Annotated in this window: 22 protein-coding genes; 12 read left to right on the top strand and 10 right to left on the bottom strand. The window is 71.2% G+C overall.

Features of this window, described 5'->3' with window-relative positions; all coding sequences use genetic code 11:
• Nucleotide 1: 1 nt before the first annotated feature.
• Nucleotides 2–931, bottom strand: a complete 930-nt coding sequence (locus tag VHD82_RS23190; RefSeq protein WP_325707629.1) for a dihydrodipicolinate synthase family protein — start codon at nucleotides 929–931, stop codon at nucleotides 2–4.
• A gap of 51 nt (nucleotides 932–982) precedes the next feature.
• Nucleotides 983–1,582: a hypothetical protein gene (locus tag VHD82_RS23185; protein ID WP_325707626.1), complete on the bottom strand. Its 600-nt coding sequence runs from the start codon at nucleotides 1,580–1,582 to the stop codon at nucleotides 983–985.
• A gap of 148 nt (nucleotides 1,583–1,730) precedes the next feature.
• Between VHD82_RS23185 and VHD82_RS23180 the strand changes: the two genes are divergently transcribed.
• Nucleotides 1,731–2,393, top strand: coding sequence for a hydantoinase B/oxoprolinase family protein (locus VHD82_RS23180; protein ID WP_325707623.1), 663 nt, complete (start codon nucleotides 1,731–1,733; stop codon nucleotides 2,391–2,393).
• A gap of 12 nt (nucleotides 2,394–2,405) precedes the next feature.
• Here VHD82_RS23180 and VHD82_RS23175 read toward each other — a convergent pair whose 3' ends face one another.
• Entirely contained in the window at nucleotides 2,406–3,011 is a 606-nt protein-coding gene (locus VHD82_RS23175) for a TetR/AcrR family transcriptional regulator (protein WP_325707620.1), read from the bottom strand.
• Between the two features lie 172 nt (nucleotides 3,012–3,183).
• Between VHD82_RS23175 and VHD82_RS23170 the strand changes: the two genes are divergently transcribed.
• From VHD82_RS23170 to VHD82_RS23160, 3 genes are read left to right on the top strand one after another with little or no spacing between them, the layout of a single operon-like run.
• On the top strand, nucleotides 3,184–4,620 hold the full coding sequence (locus VHD82_RS23170; RefSeq protein ID WP_325707617.1) for an amino acid permease: 1,437 nt from the start codon (nucleotides 3,184–3,186) through the stop codon (nucleotides 4,618–4,620).
• Nucleotides 4,617–5,702: an alpha-hydroxy acid oxidase gene (locus VHD82_RS23165; RefSeq protein WP_325707614.1), complete on the top strand. Its 1,086-nt coding sequence runs from the start codon at nucleotides 4,617–4,619 to the stop codon at nucleotides 5,700–5,702. The genes VHD82_RS23170 and VHD82_RS23165 overlap by 4 nt, the downstream gene beginning before the upstream one ends.
• Nucleotides 5,699–6,037 (top strand): RidA family protein, encoded by a 339-nt coding sequence (locus tag VHD82_RS23160; RefSeq protein WP_325707611.1) that lies wholly within the window; start codon nucleotides 5,699–5,701, stop codon nucleotides 6,035–6,037. The genes VHD82_RS23165 and VHD82_RS23160 overlap by 4 nt, the downstream gene beginning before the upstream one ends.
• Before the next feature lie 435 nt (nucleotides 6,038–6,472).
• Here VHD82_RS23160 and VHD82_RS23155 read toward each other — a convergent pair whose 3' ends face one another.
• Complete coding sequence (locus VHD82_RS23155) at nucleotides 6,473–7,210, bottom strand: SDR family oxidoreductase (protein WP_325707608.1); 738 nt, start codon at nucleotides 7,208–7,210, stop codon at nucleotides 6,473–6,475.
• A gap of 93 nt (nucleotides 7,211–7,303) precedes the next feature.
• On the opposite strand from VHD82_RS23155, the gene VHD82_RS23150 reads away from it, so the two are divergent.
• Both VHD82_RS23150 and VHD82_RS23145 read left to right on the top strand, forming a co-directional pair.
• Nucleotides 7,304–7,864 (top strand): TetR/AcrR family transcriptional regulator, encoded by a 561-nt coding sequence (locus VHD82_RS23150; RefSeq protein WP_325707605.1) that lies wholly within the window; start codon nucleotides 7,304–7,306, stop codon nucleotides 7,862–7,864.
• A gap of 49 nt (nucleotides 7,865–7,913) precedes the next feature.
• Nucleotides 7,914–8,663, top strand: coding sequence for a response regulator transcription factor (locus tag VHD82_RS23145; protein ID WP_325707602.1), 750 nt, complete (start codon nucleotides 7,914–7,916; stop codon nucleotides 8,661–8,663).
• 1 nt (nucleotide 8,664) lies between these two features.
• Here the strand turns inward: VHD82_RS23145 and VHD82_RS23140 are convergent, their stop codons facing one another.
• From VHD82_RS23140 to VHD82_RS23130, 3 genes are read right to left on the bottom strand one after another with little or no spacing between them, the layout of a single operon-like run.
• A complete protein-coding gene (locus tag VHD82_RS23140) occupies nucleotides 8,665–9,411 on the bottom strand; it encodes an SDR family NAD(P)-dependent oxidoreductase (RefSeq protein ID WP_325707599.1) in 747 nt (248 codons plus the stop codon).
• 3 nt (nucleotides 9,412–9,414) lie between these two features.
• On the bottom strand, nucleotides 9,415–10,191 hold the full coding sequence (locus VHD82_RS23135; RefSeq protein ID WP_325707596.1) for an enoyl-CoA hydratase/isomerase family protein: 777 nt from the start codon (nucleotides 10,189–10,191) through the stop codon (nucleotides 9,415–9,417).
• Nucleotides 10,188–11,846 (bottom strand): AMP-binding protein, encoded by a 1,659-nt coding sequence (locus VHD82_RS23130; RefSeq protein WP_325707593.1) that lies wholly within the window; start codon nucleotides 11,844–11,846, stop codon nucleotides 10,188–10,190. The genes VHD82_RS23135 and VHD82_RS23130 overlap by 4 nt, the downstream gene beginning before the upstream one ends.
• A gap of 155 nt (nucleotides 11,847–12,001) precedes the next feature.
• Between VHD82_RS23130 and VHD82_RS23125 the strand changes: the two genes are divergently transcribed.
• The 6 genes from VHD82_RS23125 to VHD82_RS23100 all read left to right on the top strand — a co-directional run bounded on the left by VHD82_RS23125 (nucleotide 12,002) and on the right by VHD82_RS23100 (nucleotide 19,876).
• Nucleotides 12,002–12,631 carry a TetR/AcrR family transcriptional regulator gene (locus VHD82_RS23125; protein WP_325707590.1) on the top strand — a complete coding sequence of 210 codons (630 nt, stop codon included), beginning with the start codon at nucleotides 12,002–12,004 and terminating at the stop codon, nucleotides 12,629–12,631.
• A 248-nt stretch (nucleotides 12,632–12,879) separates the two neighbouring features.
• Nucleotides 12,880–14,418: an ABC transporter substrate-binding protein gene (locus VHD82_RS23120; RefSeq protein WP_325707587.1), complete on the top strand. Its 1,539-nt coding sequence runs from the start codon at nucleotides 12,880–12,882 to the stop codon at nucleotides 14,416–14,418.
• A 5-nt stretch (nucleotides 14,419–14,423) separates the two neighbouring features.
• Nucleotides 14,424–15,374 (top strand): ABC transporter permease, encoded by a 951-nt coding sequence (locus tag VHD82_RS23115; protein ID WP_325707585.1) that lies wholly within the window; start codon nucleotides 14,424–14,426, stop codon nucleotides 15,372–15,374.
• Nucleotides 15,371–17,227, top strand: a complete 1,857-nt coding sequence (locus VHD82_RS23110; RefSeq protein ID WP_325707582.1) for a dipeptide/oligopeptide/nickel ABC transporter permease/ATP-binding protein — start codon at nucleotides 15,371–15,373, stop codon at nucleotides 17,225–17,227. The genes VHD82_RS23115 and VHD82_RS23110 overlap by 4 nt, the downstream gene beginning before the upstream one ends.
• Nucleotides 17,224–18,048 carry an ATP-binding cassette domain-containing protein gene (locus tag VHD82_RS23105; RefSeq protein WP_325707579.1) on the top strand — a complete coding sequence of 275 codons (825 nt, stop codon included), beginning with the start codon at nucleotides 17,224–17,226 and terminating at the stop codon, nucleotides 18,046–18,048. The genes VHD82_RS23110 and VHD82_RS23105 overlap by 4 nt, the downstream gene beginning before the upstream one ends.
• Entirely contained in the window at nucleotides 18,038–19,876 is a 1,839-nt protein-coding gene (locus VHD82_RS23100; RefSeq protein WP_325707576.1) for a CocE/NonD family hydrolase, read from the top strand. The genes VHD82_RS23105 and VHD82_RS23100 overlap by 11 nt, the downstream gene beginning before the upstream one ends.
• Here VHD82_RS23100 and VHD82_RS23095 read toward each other — a convergent pair.
• The 3 genes from VHD82_RS23095 to VHD82_RS23085 form a co-directional block, all read right to left on the bottom strand.
• On the bottom strand, nucleotides 19,873–21,696 hold the full coding sequence (locus tag VHD82_RS23095) for a CocE/NonD family hydrolase (RefSeq protein ID WP_325707573.1): 1,824 nt from the start codon (nucleotides 21,694–21,696) through the stop codon (nucleotides 19,873–19,875). The genes VHD82_RS23100 and VHD82_RS23095 overlap by 4 nt on opposite strands.
• Nucleotides 21,693–23,057, bottom strand: a complete 1,365-nt coding sequence (locus VHD82_RS23090; protein WP_325707570.1) for an MFS transporter — start codon at nucleotides 23,055–23,057, stop codon at nucleotides 21,693–21,695. Before VHD82_RS23090 ends, VHD82_RS23095 begins: the two co-directional genes overlap by 4 nt.
• A partial coding sequence (locus VHD82_RS23085; protein ID WP_325707567.1) for an SDR family NAD(P)-dependent oxidoreductase occupies nucleotides 23,057–23,813 on the bottom strand: 757 nt, incomplete at its 5' end. The genes VHD82_RS23085 and VHD82_RS23090, both read right to left, overlap by 1 nt.

The raw sequence follows: 23,813 nt of genomic DNA, 5'->3' as shown, positions 1-23,813 counted from the left end.
GTCAGGCGGTAATCCTCGCGCTGAGGGGGTCGGCCAGCAGTTCGGGCAGGGCCTGCTCGGCGACCGCGCGCAGGGCTGGCACCGCGTCCGGTGACACGAACTGGTGCGGCCACCGCACTCGTGTGCCGATCGGCGCCCAGCGGCCGATCGCGGCAAGCGTCTTGTCGAGTGCCGGGTCGGCGAAGCCGAGCGGAACGATGTGCCTGGCGATGAACTCGCGCAGCCGCCGTTCGAGGTCGAGCGCGGCCGCCTGGTCGGTGCTCATCAGGTCCCACCAGCGCACGGCGCCCGCCGGGCTCAGGCACGCGACGTTGGAGTACGAGCCCGCCGCGCCCTCGAGCCGGCCCGAGGCGAGGGTGTGGCCGGCGACGAACACCGCGAGCCGGTCGCACAGGTGCCGGGTCGCCTCGACGCCGGGCACCTTCAGGCCGATCAGCTGGGGCACCTCGTCCGCGAGCCGTTCCAGCAGTGCGGGCCCGATCTGGGTTTTGGCGTAGGGCGGGTTGTACAGCACGAGTGGCACCCCGTCCGCGGCGCCGGCCAGACCGCGCACGGCGGCGACGGTTTCGTCCGGTTGCAAGGGAAGCCAGTCGGGCAGCACGATCTGGATGGCGCCGGGCCGCAGGGCGGCGGCACGGCGCACCCGGTCGCGCGACAGCTGACCGCTCGGATGGCTCGCGCCCAGCTGGAACGGCACGCCCGCGGCGCTCGCGCGCTCGGCGACCAGCTCGTGCAGGCGGTCATATTCGGTGTCGGTGAGCGTGAAGAACTCGGCCGCGGTGCCGTTGGTGTAGACGCCGTGCACGCCGGAGCCGAGCAGCGCGTCGACGACCTGGCCGAGCCGCCCGAAGTCGATGCTGTCGTCGGCGTTCACCGGCAGCAGCACGCTGCCCCAGACGCCGGTGAGGTTTTCGGCCCGGAGTGGCGGCATGGGACTCCTTCCGTGGCGAGACATAGGACATCCTACGTCTCGAACACGGTGTCAGTCCCGCGCGGGTTCGCCCAGGTCGATGAGCTGGAGTTTGCCGAGCTCCTCCGGCGACATCGCGCTCGCCGCCGAGAGGACGCGCTGCTGGTGTTCGGTGATGCGCTCGTCCACCAGCGCGCTCAGGCGGTAGGCGAGCGCGCCCGTCTGCCGGACGGTGACCTCGTCGAGGGGCGGCTGGGGGGTGGAGGTGATGGCGATCCCGCTGACCTTCCCATCGGGCCCGGTGGCCGCGCCGACCTCGAACCGCTCGCGCGGGTTCTGCCCGGGGTCGGCGTAGTGCTTGCGCAGGCGGCGCAGCACCTTGTGCCACTCCAGCACCTCGCCGGGCAGCGCCGTCGCCTCGACGTCCTTCTCGGTCAGCCCCATGCCACGGTTCCCGCCGGTGAAGCAGCGGGCGTACGAGATGAGCGCCGTGGTCCAGACCCCTTCGATGACCACGTCGTCGCCCCGCCCGGCGAGCTGCTCGACGAGGTGTTCGCAACAGCGCAGTACAGTCTGCAGGTCGTTGAAGATCGAAGCCAGGTCGGCCAGCGCCTGTGCGGCGGGGTTCGCCAGCCGCCGCACCGTGGCCGGCCCGTCAATCGCGTTCGTCACTGTGCCCGCCCTCAGCGCTCGCCGACGCGACGCGGTCCCGCCGCTCCACCAACGTAGGCGGCCGCGGCGCGGGATCGTGTCTCACATTGAGACACCGGCGCTGAGCCTCGACCGGCGACCGAGTGGGACGTTGTAGGGTCCGGGTTTTATGGACGAGCTCGTTTACCAGGTCGCCGGTTCCGCGGCCAAGCGTGCGTCGCCGATCACCTTGGCCGAGGCCGGTTTGAAGGAGCGCGGGCATTTGCAGGAGTGGGTACTCGCGCACCCGGTGATGCTGGGCCCCGGGCTGCTGGTGATCACCAGCGAGTGTGACCGCTGGTCGTCGGCGCGTGGCCGCGAGCGGGACCGGCTCGATGTGCTGGCGTTCGACACTGACGGGCACTTGGTCGTGGTCGAGCTCAAGCGCGACCTGGCGCCGGAAACGGTCGAACTGCGGGCTTTGAAGTACGCCGCCTGCTGCAGCCGGTTCACGCCTGAGACGCTGGCGGCGGAGTACCGGGTCTGGCGGGCAGGCCGCGGCGAGCGCCGGCCATTGCGCTGGGCGGGGGAGGAAGCCGCTGAACTCGGCGCGACCGGCGACTTCACCGTCACCGGCCTGGTGCCCGATTCCGGGGGCGCCGGGCGGTGGCGTGGCGGCTGCGGGCTCGAACTGAGTTTCCGCGTACGTGAGGAGGGCGCGCGGCTGCTCGCGCGCGGGCTAGAAGGGCAGTGCTTCCGCCCGTGGGGCGTGCGAGGCGGCGGGGCGGGGACTGCCCGCGGTGTTGTCGGTGAACGGCGAGGCCCGTGGGCAAGGTGGACGTGCTGCCGCTGAATCGCAGCCTGCTCAACGGCGTCCGGTGTGGACTGTGATTCCGGCGGCGTCTTTCTGTTGCCACGCCGCGAGAACCGATCCGGACAGGGCGTGCGAGATCCGGGACGCGGGCCAGCCGAGCGCCGCGAGGTCGACGATCACCCGTTCGTCGAAGAGGGTTATCCAGACCAGCACCGCGTAGTCGGTGTCCTGCGGCGGGATTTCGCCTGCCTTGGCGAGTTCTCCCACCACCGGCGCGAGGGCGGCGTGCAGTGCGGAGGTGGGGGGATCGTCCGCGCGGACGCGTTCGAGGAAGCCCTCGGAGCTGCGGATCCGGGTGGCCGCCCGGCCCCACTGCAGCGCGAGGTTCACCCAGCGCGCGCAGATCTCGGTGAACCGCCCGGTGCCGTTGCCGGGTACCGCGGTCAGCTCGGCCACGAGCTCGTCGACCAGCCGGTAGTAGAACTCGTGGTGGACGTCGCGGACGTCCTCGAAATGCCGGTAGACCGTGGCGGTCGCGACCCCGCTCGCGCGGGCGAGGTCGGGCAGGCTGAACCCGGGTCCGCGTTCGGCGAGCAGGATGCCGGCGGCGTCGAGCAGCCTGTCCCGGGTCCGGGCCGTGTCGCGGCGCAGGGTCATTCGGTTCTCCCTCTCGGCTCCGGGTGATCGTATCGCCCGATGTTAAAGCGAGAATAACTTCCCATGTCGTGCCTTGACCTGGATGTCTTCGGGGCGCACTCTGCCAGCAGAGATGAGAAGTTCTTCTCGACTCTGGTCTTGTTTCCGTGTCCTCACGCAGAAGGGACCCGCCATGCCAACCCTGTCCCCGCCCACCCGCTGGCGCCGCCGCGGCACCGAGGCCACGATCGCCGCGAGCACGAGCGGCGAAGCCCGGCTAAGCCGCAGCCTCGGCAGGCTCGACCTCACCGCGATGGGCGTCGGCACCATCGTCGGCGCCGGCATCTTCGTCACCACCGGCGTGGTCGCGGCCACCAAAACGGGCCCGGCGATCGTCCTGTCGTTCGTGCTCGCCGGCGTGGTCTGCGTCCTGGTCGCGCTCTGCTACGGGGAACTCGCCGCGATGGTCCCGGTTTCGGGAAGCGCTTACACCTACACGTACGCGACCCTCGGCGAGACGCCCGCGTTCCTGGTCGGCTGGAATGTGCTGCTCGAACTCGTGGTCGGTGGAGCGGCGGTCGCCATCGGCTGGTCGGGGATGTTCGGCGCCGCGCTGGAATCGTTGTTCGGCCTCGCCCTCCCGCATTCGCTGACGGCGTCGCCGTCGGACGGCGGGATCGTGAACCTGCCCGCGATGATCATCATCGCCGTCGTGGTCGCCATTCTCGCCGGCGAGGTCCGGCTCACCGCGCGGGTCACCAAGGCGTTCGTGGTGCTGACCGTCGCGGTGCTGCTGGTGATCATCGCGGTGGGCGTGCCGCACATCCAGGCCGCCAACTGGGCGCCGTTCGCGCCGTTCGGCACCGGTGGCGTCATCGGCGGGGCCGCGATGGCGTTCTTCGCGTTCCTCGGGTTCGACGTCGTGGCGACCTCGGCGGAGGAGAGCCGCAACCCTCGCCGTGACCTGCCGTTCGCGATCCTGGTCTCGGTGCTCATCGCGACCGTGCTGTACATCGCGGTCAGCGCCGTGCTGACCGGTGTCTCGCCCTATCCCACCCTGAACAACGACGCACCGGTGGCGACCGCGTTCAAGGCGCTGCACCTGGGCTGGACGGGCGGGCTGATCCTCGCCGCGTCGGTGGTGGCGCTCACCAAGGGTCTGCTGATGGTCCTTTATGGACAGACCAGGCTGATGTTCGCGATGTGCCGGGACCGGCTGCTGCCCGGGGCATTGGCCAGGACGAGCCGCCGGGGTGCCCCGCTGCGCATCGCGGTCGTGCTCGGCGCCGTGGCCGCGCTGATCGCCGGGTTCGTGCCCATCGACGTGGTGGCCGAGCTGGTCAACGTCGGCGCGCTGTTCGCCTTCGCCGTGGTGTCCGTCGGGGTGCTGGTGCTGCGGCGCGTCGAACCCGGCCGGGACCGTCCATTCCGGACACCGTGGGTGCCGGTGGTGCCCTTGCTCGCGCTCGCGGGCTGTGTCCTGCTGGCCACCACGCTCGCGCCGCTGACCTGGCTGCGGTTCGGGGTCTGGCTGGTCGCCGGGATCGCGCTCTACCTGGGTTACGGCCGCCGCCGTTCGACGATGACCGCGGCCCCGGCGCCGCTGGCCGCCACCGCGGAGGCACGATGACCACGATCGACTCGCTGTACCCGCGGGATGTGGATTTCGCCGCGCTCCCCGAGATCCGCGAATCGGCGCTGAACGCGCTGCCCGACCCGGTGGCGGACTTCCTCGAAGGTGGCGCCGGGACCGAAACCACGGTGCGTGCCAACCGGTCCGCGTTCGAACGCCGGGTCATCCGGCCGCGGCCGATGAGCGGGGTGAGCGAGCCCCGGACGGACACCACGTTCCTCGGGATCCCGCTCGGGCTGCCGGTGCTGACCGCGCCGTTCGGCGGCGACGGCCTGTTCCACCCGGACGGGCACCTCGCCGTCGCGCGGGCGAACGAGTCCTGTGGCACCGCGTCGATCGTGCCGGAAGCCGGCACATATTCCTTCGAGCGCGTGGCGGAGGCCGCGCCGGTGGCGGCGCGGATCGCGCAGCTGCACCCGTTCGACCATTTCGGGCAAGGTGCCGGGCGAGCACGCGAAGCCGGCTACTCGGCGTTGTGCGTGACGGTGGACTGCCCGACGGCCGGATTCCGTGTGCGCAACAGGATCAACCGGTTCGACCCGGATCTGGAGTTCTTCGCCGGGAACGCGGCCGGTGCCGGAACACCGGGCGTGGCCGAGATGTTCACCCAGCTGATCGCGCACGGCGCACCCGCGTGGGACTGGGCAAGGCTGGCGGACGCCACCGCCCGGTGCGGCCTGCCGTGGATCGCGAAGGGGGTGCTGACCGCGGAAGCCGCCGAACGCGCCATCGAGGCGGGGGCCTCCGCGATCCTCGTGTCCAACCACGGCGGGCGGCAGCTGGATCCGGCACCGGCCACTTTGGACGCATTGCCCGAGGTGGCTGCCGCGGTCGCCGGCCGGGTGCCCATCGCGCTGGACAGTGGCGTGCGCACCGGCGCCGACGTGTTCCTCGCGCTCGCATTGGGTGCCGACGTCGTGGTGCTCGGGCGGCTCGCGATCTACGGCCTGGCGGCGAACGGCGAAGCCGGGGTGCGGCGGACCCTGGAGCTGCTGGCCGAGGAGCTGCGCACCTTGATGATCCTCGCCGGCGTACCCACGATCTCCGACTTCGGGCCGGCGCTGGTGGGGCAGCGGTGAAGTTCGCGTCGTTCGGTGCCGGTGCCGGGATCGTGGCCACGGCGGGGATCGCCGCCGTCGATCCCGGCACCCTGAAACCGCTTGCCACGGACTTCGACACTCAGGCGCGCTGGGTGCTCGAACACCTCGACGACGTGCTCGCCGAAGCCGGCTCCGGTCGCGAAGGAATCCTCCGGCTCGAATGTTTCCTCGCCGGCCGGGAGTGGTTCGGTGCCTGGAATGACCGGTACACCAGGCATTTCGGGCCGAATGGGCCGGCCCGCACGACGCTGGTGTGCGGGCTGGCGGTGGAGGGCTTGCTCATCGAGGTGCAGGCCGTCGCGGTGCTTGGCTGAGTCGGGCCCGGTGCGGCGGGGACGCCACCGCGGGATGGTCCCCGGTGGCGGTCCCCGCGAAGAACTCGGCGTTCATGGTCCGGTAGATCGCTTGCGCGGCAGGGAGTTCCTCGTCGAAGAAGATCTCCGACTGCGGGCAGACCGCTTCGCGGGCTCCACAGTCGATACAGCCGCCCGGTTCGGTGCCGCAGCCGGCCGCCGGTCAGTTCGACCTCGCCCTCGGGGGAGAGCCGCGCGAGCCGGTCGAGCAAGAGGTGTTCGCGCAGACGAATCCGCGGTAGGACTCGGTGCGCGTGACCCGGCCGAGTCCGAGTCCGGCCTCGGCCGCGGCGCCGTCGGTGCCGAAAGTCCAGCCGTGGTACTGACAGCGCAGGGCGCGTGAATTGCCGCGCGCTGCCTCGCGGATTCGTTCGGTCGAGCCTGCACGGCGTCTGCTCAGCCCTGCCTGGTCGGCCGGATCGTGAGGTCGCCGATTTCGATGTCCTCGGGCTGCTCGATGGCGAATGCGATGGCGTGTGCCACGGCGTCGGGGCTGATGCCGAGTGTGGCCATCGCCTGCTGGGCCTGCTCGCGTTGCGCGGGGTCTTCGACGTGGTCGACGAGTTCGGTGCGGACGAAGCCCGGCGAGATGGCGGTCGTGCGCAGCACGCCGTCGGTGGACTCCTGGCGCAGCGCTTCCAGGAGCGTGCGCACGGCGTTCTTGGTGCCCGCGTAGACAGCCTGCGTCGGCACGATCTTGAGGCCCGACGTCGAAACCGTGGTGACGAGGTGCCCGCGGCCCTGTGCGCGGAACACCGGCAGCGCGGCGGCGATACCGTGCAGGACGCCGCGCAGGTTGACGTCGATCATGGCGTCCCAGCTGTCGACGTCGAGGTCTGCCACGGGCGCGATCCGGGCGACTCCGGCATTGCTCACCAGCACATCCAGGCGCCCGAACCGGTCCACGGCCAGCGACACCAGCCGGTCGAGGTCGGCGCGGTCGGTCACGTCGACGTCCAGCATCTCCGCGCGGCCACCTTCGGCCCGGACGCGCGCCACGAGCGAGCCGAGCCGGTCCGTGCGCCGGGCGCCCAGCACGACGGCCGCGCCCCGGCCTGCCAATTCCAGCGCCGTGGCCGCGCCGATCCCGCTGCTGGCTCCGGTGATCGCGACGATTTTGCCGTCAATACTCATCGAGACGTCTCCTGCTTTAAGCTGACAACTGTCCGGTTATCGGAACCCACCGTATCGGACAGTTGTCCACTTTGTCGTCGGGGAGGTCGTCTCGTGGTCGGTCGTGAGCGCCGGTCGGACGCGGTCGCCAACCGCGACCGGATTGTCGAGGCCGCGCGCGCCGAGCTGAGCAAGTCCAACGGTGCGGCCGCGGAGCTGAAACTGCACCGGGTCGCCAAGGCCGCGGGCGTGGGGCAAGGCACCCTGTACCGGCATTTCCCGACCCGTGAGCACCTGCTGGCGGAGGTGTACCGGTACGAGCTGACCCAGCTCGTCGACGCCGTCGCGCCGTTGCTGGCGGAGCATCCTCCACTGCGGGCGCTGATCTGCTGGCTGGCGCGCCTGGTCGAGTACGCGCGGGTCAAACGCGGTGTGCTGGCGGCGATCGAGGCGTCGGCGTGGCAGGACCTCTGCCCGGGCCGGCACCATCGGCTCGACCAAGCACTCGAAATGTTGCTGGACAAGGGAAAGGCCGTCGGCGAAGTGCGCGAAGACGTAGCCGCGGCGGACGTCATCCTGCTGCTGGGAGCGTTGTCGCGGATACCCGAAGCGGAGTGGGAGGCGCGGGCACAGACGGTCGTCACGGTCATCGTCGACGGCATCCGGCCCCATTGAGCCGCGTTCACCCGGCTGGCGGCTGTCCGGGCCGCGGCCCCGGTGCACCATGTCCGCACGGGGCGTGCGGCGTGGCGCGTCGCCGATCATCGGCGAGAACCACGACACCGGGGGGCGAAGTGCCTGTTTCCGTCATGTCCGCGCGCGACCGGGCTCCGTGACCGCGCGGCTGCTGGTCGCCGGTGAGTCGGTGCTGATCCGGCAGGCGTTGCGGCATCTGCTGGACACGGTGCCCGACGTCGACTGGGCCGGTGAGTCGGAGCTGCGTGCGGACCGGCTCGCACAGGGCATTTCGGCGGCCGGGCCCGATGTCGTCGTCCTGCACGCGCAACCCGGCAGTGCGGCACTTTCAGCGTGCTATGCCGTCTGCGCGCCGTTGCCCACCGTGCTCCTGACTTCCGCCCGCGGGATCGAGGCCGACCTGCCGCGGGCGGTCCGCGCGGGCGTCCAGGGCTTCGTCGACGACGACGAGGACCCCGATCAGCTGCTGTCCGCGATCCGCGCCGTTTCCGGTGGCGGAGCGTGGATTTCGCCACCGTTCGCACGGCATCTGCTCACGCACTACCGGCAGCACACCGTGGAACAGCGCCGGGTCGCCACGCCGGGAACCCTGCTCAGCTCCCGGGAACGCGGCGTGATCCGGCTCATCGCGCAAGGCCTGTCCAACAGCGAGATCGCCGCCGAACTGACGCTGGCCGAGTCGACGGTGAAAACCCACATTTCCCGCGTGCTGCGCAAACTCGGCCTGCGGGACCGCACGCAGCTTGCGCTGTATGCGTACGAAAACGACCTGTTGTAAGTCAGCGGACGGACGAGCCGATCCCGATCCCGCCGTCCACGTCGAGCACGACCCCGGTGACGTAGCCCGCGGTCTCCGAACAGAGGAACGCGGCGGCTTCGGCGATGTCGGCCGGTGCCCCGATGTGCCCGCGAGGGACCTTCGCCGCCAGTTTCGCGCGGGCGGCGGCGTTCATCGACGCCAGCATCGGGGTGTCGATGAGCCCCGGGGCGATCACGTTCGAGGTGACCCCGTGCCGCGCGCCCTCCAGTGCGATCGTGCGCGCCATCCCGATCACCCCGGACTTGGCGGCGGCGTAGTTGGCCTGGCCGAAGTTCCCGCGCCAGGACATCGAGGACAGCGACAGGATCCGGCCGTAGCCGGCGGCCTTCATCGCGGTGAAAGCGGCGCGGCAGCAGTGGAACATCCCGCGCAGGCTGACGCCGACGACCGTTTCCCAGTCGTCGTCGGTCATCCGCTCCAGCCGGTTGTCCCGGATCACCCCGGCGTTGTTGACCAGTACGTCGATCCGGCCGAACTCCTCGGCGGTGCCGGCGATCCAGCCGTCCACCGCGGCCGCGTCCGTGACGTCCACAATGGAGGGACGTGTCTCGGTCGCGCAGCCGGCCGTGGTCTCCTTGACGGCACGCTCGTCGATGTCGCAGAGCGCCAGTTTCGCGCCTTCGGCCGCGAAACGTTCCGCCATCGCCCGGCCCAGCCCCCGGCCGGCGCCGGTCACCAGCACGACCCGGTTTTCGTAGCGTCGCATACCTCAGCCTTTCCTGCCCCGTTCGACGAACTCGGTGAGACTCGCCGCGACGCCGTGCTCGCGCCAGTGTTCGCCGAACGTCCGCAGCTCACGAACCAGCGCGTCGTCCGTGTCGGGCCGGTGCGCCAGCAGCTCCTTGACCCGGGCGTGCGTGCCGTCCCCGGCGGCCAGCAGCCGCGCCGCCACGGCCTCGACCTGGCCTTCGAACTCCTCCGGCGGCACCACCGAACACACGAACCCGGTGGCCAGGAACCGTTCCACCGCAACGAGTTCACCGGTGAGCATCAGCCACCGGGCGAATGGCTCGCCGACCTTGCGCGGCAGGCGCAGGCTCGCGCCGGCGCCGGGCAGCAGGCCCTGCCGGACGTGGCCGTCGCCGATCAGGGTGCCGGAGCGAGCGACCACGGCGTCACACACGAGCGCCAGTTCGAGGCCGCCGGCGACCACGTGCCCGTGCACCGCCGCGACGACCGGCTTGGCCGCCCGCTCGATCCGGGAGAAGCAGTCCGAGATGCTCGCGAGGAATGCGGCCGGGTCTTCACCCGAGCGGGCGAGCGCCAGCAGATGGCGCAGGTCCGCGCCCGCGCAGAAACTCGGGCCCGCGCCGGCGATGACGACGATCCTGGTCTCCTCGTCGGCCATCGCCGCCGCGATCGCCGCGTCGAGCGCCGCGATCAGCTCCGGGTTCAGCGCATTGCGCGCCCGTGGCCGGTTGAGCCGGATCCACCGGACACTCCCGGTCTGCTCGACCAGCACCGGTGCCAGTTCGATCGCTGTCACGGGCGGGCGACCGGGAGCTCCGCGCGACGACGGTCGCGCAGCAGGAAGCGCTGGATCTTCCCGCTCGGCGTTTTCGGCAGTGCCTCGGTGAAGTGCACCGCGCGCGGATAGGCGTGCGCGGCGAACTTCGTCTTCACCAGCTGCTGGAGCTCGGCCACCAGCGTCTCGCCGGCGAGCCGCATGTCCCGCGGCACCACGTAGGCTTCGAGCACCTCGCCCCGGACGTCGTCGGGCGCGGCGATGACAGCGCTTTCCACCACCTCGGGATGGGTGGCCAGCACGGATTCCACCTCGAACGGCCCGATCCGGTACCCGGCCATGATGATCACGTCGTCGTCGCGCGAGGAGAACTGGAAGTAGCCGTCGGCGCGCACCATCCCGGCGTCGCCGGTCAGGTACCAGCGGCCGTCCGCGGTGAACTTGGCCGAGCTCTTGTCCGGCGCGTCCTGGTAGCCGGTGAACCAGGCGAGCGGGCTGGTCCTGGTGTCGACGGCGATCCGGCCGAGCGTCCCGGCCGGGGCGACCTGGTCACGGTCGTCGTAGAGCACCCGCACCGACCAGCCCGGCGCGGCCTGCCCCATCGAGCCGGGCCGCAGCGGGCGGTGCAGCCGCGGATGATGGTGGTTGTTGATCAGCATGCCCGCCTCGGTCTGCCCGTAGTGGTCGTGCACGGGCACGCCGAGCGCGCCGACGGCCCAGTCGTTCACTTCCGGGGTGAGCGGTTCGCCCGCGCTGGAGGCGCTGCGCAGCCGGAGCCCGCCGGGCGCGGGCGTGCCCGAGGCACGCAGCGACCGGTAAACCGTGGGGGCGGCGGTGAAATTCGTGACGCCGAAGCGTTTGAGCACCTGCCAGGTCAGCTCCGCGGAGAACCCGGCGTGCAGCAGCATGCTCGGCACGCCGACGCTGAGCGACCCGAGGATGCCGAAGTACAGCCCATAGGCCCAGCCGGGGTCGGCGGCGCACCAGTAGACGTCGTCGTCCCGCAGCCCGATGCCGTATTCGACGTACGCGCGGAACCCGGCGATCGCCACCGCCGGGACCACGACACCTTTCGGCCTGCCCGTCGTGCCGGAGGTGTGGATGTGCACGATCGGTGCCTCGCCACCGAGCGCGGCGGCAGGGAAGCCGGGTTCCTGCGCGGCGAGCAGCTCGTCGAAGTCGAGATCCGGGGCCTGCCCGCCCGCCACCACGATCCGCCACGGCGGGTCGGCGGGCATCTCCTCGCCGGGGGCGAGTTTGGGGCGCTGGGCCTCGTCGCAGAGCACCACTTTCGCGCCCGAGCCGGTGAGCCGCAGGGCGATCGCCGGCGGGGCGAACGCGGTGAACAGCGGGACGTGCACGGCGCCGAGACGCCAGATTCCCAGTAATGCCACCAGATAACCGGCGCTCTTGCCCATCAGCGTCGCCACCCGGTCACCGGGGCGCACGCCGAGCCCGGCGAGCGCGGCGGCGAACCGTTCCGAGTCCGCGCGGAGCCGGCCGTAGGTGAGTACCGTCGCGGACAGGTCGGGCTCGACGACCGTGTAGGCCACGGCCTCGGCGGGGTACCGGTCGCAAAGCAGCCCGGCGACGCTCGATTCCGGGCTTCCGTACAGCTGGACCAGGTCGTGCACGTGAGCGACCGGATCGAGCGGAGCTGCGGTGGGGGTCGACATTGTCCGTCACCTTCGCGTCAGGTCGGTACTGTCAGGCGTACATTAGTACCCCAATTAGTGTCTGACAAGACGGAAACCGGTTCCCCGGCGCGGATGCGGGTACCTTGTAGTGTCCAGACGTATCCAGACCGGTACCCAAGCGTGAGGGGGCAGGCGTGGCCCGGACGAGCCCGAACTCGGTGCAGCCGAGAGCGCCCCGGCGCCGCCGGATCGACGACGCCCGGCGCGACGAGCTGCTCAGCCGGATCCAGGAGATCGTGCTGAGCGAGGGGTTCGCCCGGCTCACGGTCGACGACATCGCCGCGCGCCTGCAGTGCTCGAAGTCGACGCTCTACGCGATCTCGTCGAGCAAGGAGTATCTCGTCACGAGCGCCATCAAGCATTTCTTCCGTGACGCGACGGCGCGCACCGAGAAGCGGGTGGCGGAGGTCGACGACCCGTCCACCCGGATCGCGGTGTACCTGGCCGGCGTCGGCACGGAAATGCGGAAGATGTCGCGTGCCTGCTACGAAGACCTCGTCACGCACGACGCCACCCGCGAGATCTACGCGACCAACTCGGCCGCGGCCGCGCAGCGCGTGCGTGAGTACATCCGCGAAGGCGTGGAGGCGGGCAGCTTCCGCGCGGTGCACGCGGAGTTCGTCGGCGAAGCCGTGGCGCTGCTGATCGACGGCATCCAGCACGGCGAACTGCTCACCCGCACCGGCCTTTCTTCCGGCGACGCCTTCACCGAAGTCAGCGACCTCGTGCTGGCGGCGTTGACCAACAAAACACCGCCTGGCTGAGTTTTCCTTATCTCCCAAAACCGTGCGCGCTCGCACGGTTCCGGGGCGTGAGCACAAAGTTTCACTGGCCGACTCTTGCGTCAGCACTGATTTGGGTACTATTTTACCTTCATCAGTACCCAAGGCGATCTCGGGTGAACTGTTCCGCCTGAGGCGTTTGGCTCAACGATGAGTCGAAGGAGGACGTCGTGCGCTTTGATCGGCAGGCGGGGGTTGAGGTTCGCACGGGGTTCGGCCGGGGGCGGACCGTGCGGCGCAGAGCGGGAATAGCGCTGACGGCGGCGGTAGTGCTGGGCACCACGGCGTGCGCGGGTGCGGTGCAGGAAGCACAGTCCGGCGGCCAAGCCGGTGACACGCTGACGGTGGTGACGATCGCCCCGCCGCAAAGCCTCGATCCCGCGAAGGCGCAACAGAACGACGCCTGGTTCGAGCAGCTGGCCTACGAACCGCTCGTCGTCCGGCATTCCGACGGCACCCTCCAGCCGGGGCTCGCGACTTCCTGGAACTACGAAGGCACCGGCAACACCCGGTTCGTGCTGCATCTGCGGCCCGGGGTGAAGTTCTCCGACGGCAGCGAGCTCACCGCGCAGAACGTGGTCGACCACTTCACCTACATCACCGCCGCGCACGGCCAGCTCGCCCCGTTCTTCACCGGCGACACGTTCGCCGCCACCGATCCGCTCACGGTGACCGTCACGGCGGCCAGCCCGAACCCGAACTTCCCGGAGCTGCTGACCCAGGACTACCTCGTCGGCGGTGTGATCAGCCCGAAGGGACTGCAGGCGGCCGCGCAGCTCGGCACGCAGACAGCGGGCGCGGGCCCCTACACACTCGACCCGGCGCAGACCACCACCGGCGACCACTACACCTACGTGCCGAACCCGAACTACTACGACCCGGGCGCGGTGCACTGGAAGAGGGTCGTCCTCAAGGTGATCACCAACGGCCAGTCGGTGCTGAACGCGCTCAAGACCGGGCAGGCCGACGTCGCGGTCGGCGACGCGTCCACAATGGACGCCGCGAAACAGGCCGGGCTCACCATCGCGGCCGCGCCGTTGCTGTGGAACGGGGTCGTGCTCGCGGACCGGGACGGCACGCTGGCCAAAGCGCTGTCCGACGTCCGGGTGCGGCAGGCGCTGAACTACGCGACCGACCGCGCGGCGATCGCGTCCGCGCTGTTCGGCGGGAACGCCCAGCCCGCCGGCCAGATCACCGTGCCCGGCGGGTACGGCTACGACGCGGCATTGGACAACGCGTATCCGCACGACGTGGCCAAGGCGAAGGGCCTGCTCGCGGAAGCGGGCTATCCCAACGGTTTCCCGCTCCGCATCGTCACGCCCGAGTACCAGCAGATGAACCTGGTGGCGCAGGCGCTGGCACAGCAGTGGAAGGAGATCGGCGTCGAGCTGCAGATCACCGACTACGCCAGTACGACCGAGTACACCTCCGACGCGTTCGGCGCGAAGTTCCCGGCGTTCATGACCGCGTTCGGGCAGCTGCCGGTGTGGATGGAAGGACCGGCGCTGTTCCTGCCACCGGCGACCTACAACCCGTTCAAGACCCAGGACGCCACCCTCCAGTCGCTCTACGACCAGGCCGCGCGTTCCTCCGGGCCGGACAAGGACAAGCTCGACCAGCAGATCCTCGGACAGCTCACGCACCAGGCGTGGTTCGTCCCGGTGGTCACCACGACGCTTCCCTTCTACGCGAGGAAATCCGTGTCCGGCGCGGCGACCTCGGCCAAGGCGCCGCTGCTGTCGCTGTACGAGATCCAGCCGGCCGGGTGAGGGGCATGCTCAGGGAGACGGTGCGCTGGCTCGGTTCCTCGGTGGTGCTGCTGTTCGTGGTCACCGGGCTGACCTTCGTCCTGGTGTCACTCGCGCCCGGTGACGCCGCGAAGTCCATCCTCAGTGGACAGAGCACCGGCTACACCCAGGAGCAGTACGAGCAGACCCGCCGGCTGCTCGGCCTCGACCAGCCGCTGCCGGTGCAGTACTGGCACTGGCTGGAAAACCTCGTGCACGGCAGCCTCGGCACCGACCTGTTCAACGGGCAGCCGGTCACCGAGGCGCTCTCGGGCCGGATCGTGCCCAGCCTCTCGATCATCCTCGGCACCGTGCTGGTGTCCGGGGTGCTCGGGGTCTGGCTGGGGATCACCGGCGCGCGGCGGGCGGGCTGGACCGGGCGCCTGGTGGACGTGGTGTCGCTGGCCGGGCTCGCGATGCCGAACTTCTGGCTCGCGCTCGTGCTGGTGGAACTGCTCGCGGTGCGGATCGTGGCTTTCCCCGCGAGCGGGTACGTTTCGCCGCAGACCAGCCCCGCGGCCTGGCTGGCGTGCATCACGCTGCCGATCGTCACGTTGTCGGCCGGTGCGGTGGCCGTGGTGGCCAAGCAGACCCGGGACTCGATGGCCGACGTGCTCTCGGGCGAGTTCGTCACGATGCTGCGCGCCCGCGGCCTGTCCACGGTGTCCATTGTGTACAAACACGCGCTGCGCAACGCCGCCGTCCCGGTGGTCACCGTGCTCGGCCTGCTGCTGGTGAACCTGCTCAGCGGCACCGTGCTGATCGAATCGGTGTTCGCCGTCCCCGGCCTCGGGCAGCAGGCGGTGGCCGCCGGCAGCGGGCACAACCTGCCGATGATCGAAGGGATCGCGTTCTGCTTCACGATCGTCGTGGTGGCCGCCAACCTGCTCGTGGACCTGTCCTACCGGCTGCTCAACCCGAAGGCGCGGACGCCATGACCACCACCGATCCGGCGCGCGGCGTGTGGCGCGGGCTGCTCCGCAAACCACTCGGGCTTACGTCCGCGTGCTTCCTGGGCGTGCTCGCCGTGGTGTCGGTCGTCGTGCCGTTGACCGGCGTGGACCCGGAACGGCAGGACCTCGGCGCGGCGCTGAGCGGGCCGGCCCCGGCGCACTGGCTCGGCACCGACCGGCTCGGCCGGGACGTGCTGGTCCGGTTGCTCTCCGGCACCCGGTACACGCTGCTCGACGTGCTGGTGGCCGTCGCCGTGTTCACCGTGCTCGGCGTCGTGCTCGGGGTGGTGGCGGGGTTCGTCGGCCGCTGGGCCGACCGGCTGATCGGGCGGTTCGGCGATCTGCTGCTGGCGCTGCCCGGGATCATCGTGCTGCTCATGGTGCTCGCCGTGTTCCCCGGCAATGACGCGGCGGCCATGGTCGCGCTCGGGGTGATGAGCTGCCCGCTGCTGCTGCGGGTCGTGCGCGGGATGACGATCTCGCTGCGCAACGAGCTGTACGTCAAGGCGGCGCGGCTGTCCGGGCTGACCGAAACCCGGATCATGCTGCGGCACATCCTGCCCAGGCTCGCCGGGCCGATCATCGTGCAGGTCTCGCTGTTCGCGGCGGCGGCCGTGCTCGCGCAGAGCGCGTTGTCGTTCCTGGGGCTCGCCCGGCCGGAGACCGAGGGGCCGAGCTGGGGCAACATGGTCGCCGAAGCCTCGAACGTGATCAGCAAGGACCCGTGGCTGCTCGTGCCGACGGGTGGGATCCTGGCGCTCACGGTGCTGGCGCTCGGCCTGCTGGGTGACGCCGTCCGCGATCTGACCGTGGGCCGGTCCCGGCCGGAACCGGTGCGCTGGGACGGTCTGTCCCGGTCACCTGCGGCGGCCCCGCGTGCGGCTGGGAACTTGTTGTCCGTCAAGGGACTCGGCATCGAGTTCGGCACCACCGTCGTGCGCGACGTCAGCTTCGAGGTGGCGGCGGGGGAAGCGGTCGGGATCGTCGGCGAATCGGGTTGCGGCAAGACGGTCACCGCGAGGGCGCTGCTCGGGCTGCTGCCCGGTTCCGGCCGGGTTTCGTCGGGTTCGGTGGTCTTCGACGGTCAGGAGCTGATCGGCCTCGCCGACCGGGAACTGGCCCGGATCCGCGGCTCGCGGATCGGGCTGGTCTCACAGGAACCCCTGAGCGGACTCGATCCCTCGTTCCGGGTGCGCGGCCAGCTGGTCGAGGTGATCAGGCGGCACCGGCGGATGCCGCGCCGCGACGCGCGCGCCAGGGCCGCCGAGCTGCTGGAGCTGGTCCGGTTGCCCGCGGACGTCGCCCGTCGTTATCCCCACGAGCTGTCCGGCGGGATGGCGCAACGCGTGTCCATCGCGCTCGCGCTGGCCGGCGAACCGGCGCTGCTGATCGCCGACGAACCGACCACCGCGCTCGATGTCACCGTGCAGGCCGGGATTCTCGCGCTGCTGCGCGAGCTGCGCACCCGGCTCGGCATGGCGATCATCCTCGTCACCCACGACTGGGGCGTGCTGGCGGACCTGTGCGACCGGGCGCTGGTGATGTACGCGGGCGAGGTCACCGAACAAGCAGGCGTGGAGGAGCTCTACGCGGCGCCACGGCATCCCTACACCGAGGGGCTGCTGGCCGCGAATCCGCGGCTGGCCCCGGCCGGTGACCTGCTGCCCGCCATCCCGGGCAGTGTCCCGGCTCCCGCCGACTGGCCGCCCGGCTGCCACTTCCAGCCCAGATGTCCTTATGCCACAACCGAATGCGGTACCGGCCCGATCCTGCTCACCGAACTGGGAGCCGGCCGGGTGAGCCGCTGCATCCACTCCGACGAGATGGCGGTGCGATGACCCCTCTACTCGAGCTCCGCGGGCTGACCGTGCAGTACCGCCGCAGCCGCCGGTCCGCGCTCACCGCGGTCCGCGGCATCGACCTGAGCGTCGGTCAGGGGGAGACCGTCGCCCTGGTGGGCGAGAGCGGGTCCGGGAAGTCGTCGCTCGGCAACGCGGTGCTGGGCCTGGTCCCGGCCGCCGCGGGCGAGATCTTCTTCGACGGCGAGGACATCACCCATGCCACGGCCGGCCGGCGCCGGGCGCTGACCGCGGACATCCAGGCGATCTTCCAGGACCCGTACGGCTCGCTGAACCCCAGGCGGACCGTCGGCCAGACGCTGAGCGAGCGCAAGGGCGGCGAGGACGTCACGGAGGCGCTCAGGCGGGTGGGCCTTCCCGTGGAGTCGGCCCAGCGCTATCCCGCGCAGTTCTCGGGTGGGCAACGGCAGCGGATCGCCGTCGCCCGCGCGCTCGTCGTCCGGCCGAGGCTGATCGTGTGCGACGAGCCGACCAGCGCGCTGGACCTGTCCGTGCAGGCGCAGGTGCTCAACCTGCTGAAGCAACAGCAGCGGGATCTCGGGCTGAGCTACCTGTTCATCACGCACGACCTCGCCGTCGTCCGGCACATCGCGCACCGGGTGGCGGTGATGTACCGCGGCGAGATCGTCGAATCGGGCCCGGTCGAGCAGGTCTGCGAAACGCCGCGCCACCCCTACACCCGGGCCCTGCTCGCGGCGGCCCCGGTGCCGGATCCCGTGGCACAGCGCCGGAAACGCGAGAAAACGGGGGAACCCCAGCCCGGCGTCCCTGCTCTGCTTGCGAGGAAACATGCCAGCTAGGAACATCCTGTCCGTCCGCCCGGCGCGGCACCTCGTCGAGGTCCGGCGGGACGTGCGGATCCCGACCGCGGAGCCGGGCGTGACCTTGTCCGCCGACGTTTTCCGCCCGGCGGACGCCGGCCCGGTGCCCGCGCTGCTCACGATCCTGCCCTACCGCAAGGACGCGGGCGCGGGACTCGCGAACGGGCCCACCGCGCACTGGTTCGCCGAACGCGGCTGCGCCAGTGTGCTCGTCGACTTCCGCGGCACCGGCTCCTCGGACGGCAGGCAGCGGCCGCCATTCGACCCCGGCGAAGCCGACGACGGCGTCGCGGCCGTCGCGTGGGCCGCCGAACAGCCCTGGTGCAACGGAAACGTGGGCATGTGGGGGCATTCCTACGGCGCGATCCTGTCCCTGCGCACGGCGGGACGGAAACCTCCGGCGCTCAAGGCGATCATGCCGGTGATGGGGATGCTCGACCCCGAACTCGATTTCGTGCACCCCGGCGGCCGCCGCGGTGGCCTCGGTTCGCTCGGGCAGTGGGGGCTCGACACGTTCCTCAACCAGTTGCTGCCGCCGGTTAACGACTACGGCTCGGAGGTGGCGCGGCGGCGCTGGCGCGAACGGCTGCACACGGCGGAGCCCTGGGTGCTGGACCTGTTCCGGCACCAGCCGGAGCACCCGGTCTGGCGGCGGCGGGTGGTGGACCCGGAGCTGATCTCGGTGCCGTCGTTCGTCGTCGCGGGCTGGCGGGACCTGTTCTGCGACGCGACGATCCGGGCCTACGAACGGATCGGCGCGCCGAAGAAACTCCTCGCCGGGCCGTGGATGCACACCACGCCGGAGGCGTCGCCGTTCGATCCGGTCGAGTTCCGGGTGCTCGCGCTGCGCTGGTGGCAGCACTGGCTCAGCGGCCTCGACACCGGGCTGATGGACGAGCCGCCGGTCACCGTCTACCGCCAGGGCGCGTCGCCGGGATGGCAGTCGCTCGATTCCTGGCCGCCCGCGCACCGGGACGAGGTTTTCGCCACCGAGGGCGATCCCGTGCTCCGGCCGGGGCCCGGCAGCTGCGCCGGGGTGATCGCGGAAGGCGGAGCCGACCCGACGGCCGGTGCGCTGAGCGGGCTGTGGGGACTGCCCACCAGCGGTTTCGGCCTTCCGCTGGACCAGCACGACGACGACCTGCGCAGCCTCACCTTCACGAGCGCGCCGCTGCGGCAGGAACTGGTGATCGCCGGGCGGCCGACGGTGACGGTCCGGGGTGAGGTGTCGGAAGCCACGGCGCGGTTGTGTGACGTCGACGAGCAGGACCGCTCGACGTTGATCAGCGCGGGCGCGCCGACGTGTTACGCGGTCCGGGCCGGGCACCGGCTGCGGATTTCGGTCGGTACCGCCGACTTTCCCCGGCTGTGGCCGGTCACGGCACCCGGGCTCCGCGTGCGGGGCGTGGCGGTCACCCTGCCCGTGATCGACGAGTTCGTGCCCGCCGAACTGCCGGTGCCCGAGCCCGTACCGGCCGCGGGAGAGCAACGTCCCGTGTGGACGGTCACCCGCGATCTGATCGACGACGGGATCGCCGTCACGCTGGGCGGGATGGTCGCCGGGCCGACACCGGACGGTGCGCACCGGCTGGAGATGCGCCGCGAGCTGACCGCGCGCGTCCACCACGGCGCCGAGGCCGACGCCGTGGTGGAGGGCACCGCGACCGCGAACCTCCTGCTGGCGAACGGGGAAACGGTCGCGGTTCGCGCGGAGCTGCGGCTGACCGACAGCACCGTGACCGTGACCGGCCGCGTCGAGGTCGACGGCCGATGCGCCTTCGCGCGTCGCTGGGAGGAGAGCCGTTAGCCCAGGTGCCACTCGCGCTGGACCACCGGCCGCTCGTCGATCAGGGTTTCCGCCGTGGCCACTCCTTCCGCGCCGTCGATTGCGATCCCGGCGCGCACAACGACTTCCTCACCTTCCTCGCTTTCGAGCCGGAAGCCGGCGTGCACCGTCATCGACGCCGACGCGGGGTCGTCCATCCCGACCCGTGCGGTGGCGCCGAACGTCCGCTCGGAGATCCGCGCGCCGTCCGGGGTGTAGAGCCTGCGCTGGTTCGCGCTCAGCTCCAGCGTGACCCCCTCCGCCACGTGATCACGCGAGATCCGCCAGACCGGCCGCTGCGCGAACTTGAGCATGCCCCGGTCCCGCGCCGGTGTGGGGTAGGGCCGCTCCGCCGGCGGCAGAGTGTCCGAAATGGACAGTTCCACGCGCGCGGCCCGGATGCCGAGTACCTCCCGCGCCGGTGCCGGCCACAGGCGGGGGAAGTCGCCGTCGGAAAGCACCAGCCGGAGCCGATGCCCCGGCAGCACGGTGTGGCAGGACGGATCGAGCGTGATCGGCTGTCCAGGCTCGGCCGACAGCCCGTTGGCGATGACCGTCGACCGGCCCTGCTCGTCCACGTCCGCGAGCTTCGCCACGCACCGGCGCACGGTCGACACGTCGGCCAGTTCGAGCGTGACGAGCGCGGTTCCGGTGATCCGTAACGGCTCCGCGAGTGGCGCGGTGCTGAAACTGAGCGAGCGCTGGTCGTCGTCGTGCTGGTCGAGGGGATAGCCGAGGTCCGATATCGGCATCGTCCACAGGCCGCCGAGCAGTCCCGCCGTCGGATCGGTCAGCCGGCTCACCACGACCTCGGCCGCGCCGGGCACGAGCCCGCGCCCGGGCGCGGCGGAGAAGGTCACGCGGCGGGCCGGCGGTGGCCAGGTTTCCGGCTCCGCCCAGCGGTTTTCGCCCTGCACGTACACTCGGACACCGGTTTCCGAGCCCGAACCGCGCAGCCAGCCGCCGAACCAGTCGCGGGCCATCGACAGTGACTCGACCGGCGCCAGCGCGGCGTTCTCCGGAAGATCATGCAGCCAGGGCCCGACGACGAGGCTCTTGGGCGCGGCGATCTTCCGGTAGGTGTCGAGCATCGTCGCGCGGCAGAGGTCCAGCCAGCCGCCGATGCACAATGCGGGTGCGGCGATCGTGCTCGTGTCCACGTCCCGTGGCCGCCAGTCCGGGTCTCCGGGGCCGTGGCGCCAGGCGTCGGCGATCCACGAGTCCATCACCTCGGCGCGCTCGCGCCACACCTTGCGCCGCACCTCCAGGTCCGGACCGAGCATCGGCGGGAGGAAGTCGTTGAGCATCTTCTCGATGCACGGCAGCATGTAGAACCCGATCCCGCCGCGGATCCCGCCCGGGTGCACCAGGTCGCGCTCCCAGCTGGTGAAGCCCATCACCGGCACGATCGCCTTCAGCTCGGGCGGGCGCCGGCTCGCGGTCAGCAGTGTCAGCGCCGCGCCGCCGGAGAACCCCCACATCCCGATTTCGCCGGTGCACCAAGGCTGCCCGGCGAGCCAGGAGATGATCGCCGCGCCGTCCTCGCCTTCGCGCGGGTCGAGCGGTTCGCGGGGCATCCCGTCGGATTCGCCGATGCCGCGGCAGTCCACGACCAGCGTCGCGAACCCCGCTTCGGCGAAGAACCGGAAACAGCGGACGCCCAGTGTCCTCCGTCCATAGTGGAAGGTGACGATCCCGGGCACCGGCTCGGCGGTGCGTGGCCGGTAGAGATCCCCGGCGAGGCTCGTTTCCTCGTCCACCGGCACCCGGATGCCGGGGAAAGTATCCACTTCGTACTTCATGCTGCAGCCTCCCGATGTTGTGCGCGAAGGAGAAAACCGACGATGAGCGCCGCGATCGCGACCACGCCCGCCGCCCAGCCGCCCGCGATGGCATAGCCGTGCGCCGTCGCACCCACTGCGGCGGCGGCGGTGTTGAGCGCCGCCGTGCCGAGCGAAGCGCCCAGTTGCTGCGAGGTCGTGACGAACGCCGAAGCCACCCCGGAGTCGCGGGCCCCGACCCCGGTGGTGGCGAGGTTGATCGCGGTCGGCACCGCGAACCCGGCCCCGGCGCCGAGCAGCACCTGCGAGGGCAGCAACAGCTCCCAGTAAGACGAATCCGGCGCGAGTGTGGTGAGCAGCCCGAGCCCGGCGGCCAGCAGCATCATGCCGCCCTCCAGCAGCGGGCGAGGACCGGTGACGGGCAGCAGCCGCCTGGTCAGCGTGGTCGAGGCAACAACGTTCCCGGCCACGAACGGCAGGAAGGCCAGCCCGGTCACGAGCGGGCGGAAACCCATCACCACCTGCAGCTGGTAGGTCAGCAGCAGGAACATCCCGAACATGCCGAATCCCGTTGCCGCGACGGACAGGCAAGCCGCCGCGCGGCCGCGGTCGGCGATGACGCGCAGGGGGAGCAGCGGGCTCGCGGCGGTCCGCTGCCGGACGACGAACCCGGCCAGCAACAGCACCCCGCCACCACCGGCGAGTGCACCACCCACGCCCGAGCAGGCGCAGGCGAGTGCCGCGAACCCGGCCCCGCCCAGTGCCGCGCTCGGCCAGTCCAGCCGGATTCCGCGGTGCCGGGGGAGATCGGTGAGTGCGTACCGGCTGCCGAGCGCGGTCACGACCGCGAGCGGCAGGTTGACGTACAGGCACCAGCGCCAGCCGAGGTACTCGGCGAGGGCACCGCCGGCGAGCAGGCCGACGGCGGTCCCGGACATCGCGATCGCGCTCACCACGCTGAACGCCCGTGCCCGCTCGCGGACACCGGTGAACGTGACCGCGAGCATCGACAGCGTGGCCGGGGCCAGCAGGGCCGCGAAGGCACCCTGCCCGGCCCTGGCGGCGATCAGCATCGCCGGGCCCGTCGCGGCTCCACCGAGCGCGGACATCGCCGCGAACCCGGCCGCGCCCACGATCAGGATGGTCCGGCACCCCCAGCGGTCGGCGAGCCTGCCGCCCAGGAGCAGCAGCGCGCCGAACGCGAGGGTGTACGCGGTGAGCGTCCACTGCCGGGTCCCGTCGGACATGCCCAGCGCCCGCTGCGCCGAGGGCAGGGCGATGTTGACGATCGTCGTGTCGATCATGACGAGCAGCTGCGCCAGCCCGATCACCCCGATGGCCTGCCACCGGCGCCCGGTGTCCGGCCCCACCGCGACAGCCATCAGCTCAGCCCGTATCCGCCGTCGACCGCCAGCACCTGCCCGGTCAGGTAACCCGAGCCGGATCCCGCCAGAAACCCGACCGCTTCGGCGAATTCACCGGGCTCGCCGAACCGGCCCGACACCGTGCGGGACAGCACCTGATCCCGCAGCCGGCCCGTTTCGCTGAACGCCGTACCCATGCCCGCGTCGAGGAAGCCGGGCGCGACGGCGTTCACGTGGATCCCGTCGATCGCCCAGTCCGCGGCGAGCGCGCGGGTGAGCCCCTCGACACCCGCCTTCGACGCGGCGTAGGCGCTCACCCCGCGACGCGGGAGCCGCGCCATCACCGAGGACGTGAGCACCAGCCGCCCCGAACCGGACTCGGCGAGATACGGATGCGCAGCGCAGGCGGTGAGGAAGCTGCCGGTCAGGTTGACGTCGAGCACCGCGCGCCAGGAGTCGAGGCTCAGCTTGTGTGCCCGGCCGGAGGCCGGCGCGATCCCGGCGTTGGCGACGACGGAGTCGATCCGGCCCAGCGAGCCTGCCACCGTCGCAAACGCCTCGGCCACCTCGTCCGGGCGCGACACGTCACACGTGACGGCCACGCTTTCCACCGGCAGCCGGTTCGCCAGCTCCTTCACCGCGGTCCCGTCCCGGGCCAGCAGGCCCAGCGCCGCACCGGATTCCGCGAACGACTCGGCGAGCAGCCGCCCGACGCCACGGCTGGCGCCGGTGATGACGACGGCCCGCCCGGCGAGCCCGCTCATGCGCCCTCCT

The organism is Amycolatopsis sp. (assembly GCF_035546795.1).
Taxonomy (GTDB): Bacteria; Actinomycetota; Actinomycetes; order Mycobacteriales; family Pseudonocardiaceae; genus Amycolatopsis_E.
Note: the sequence above shows the minus strand (reverse complement) of the source record. Positions and strands in the feature narration are given on the sequence as shown.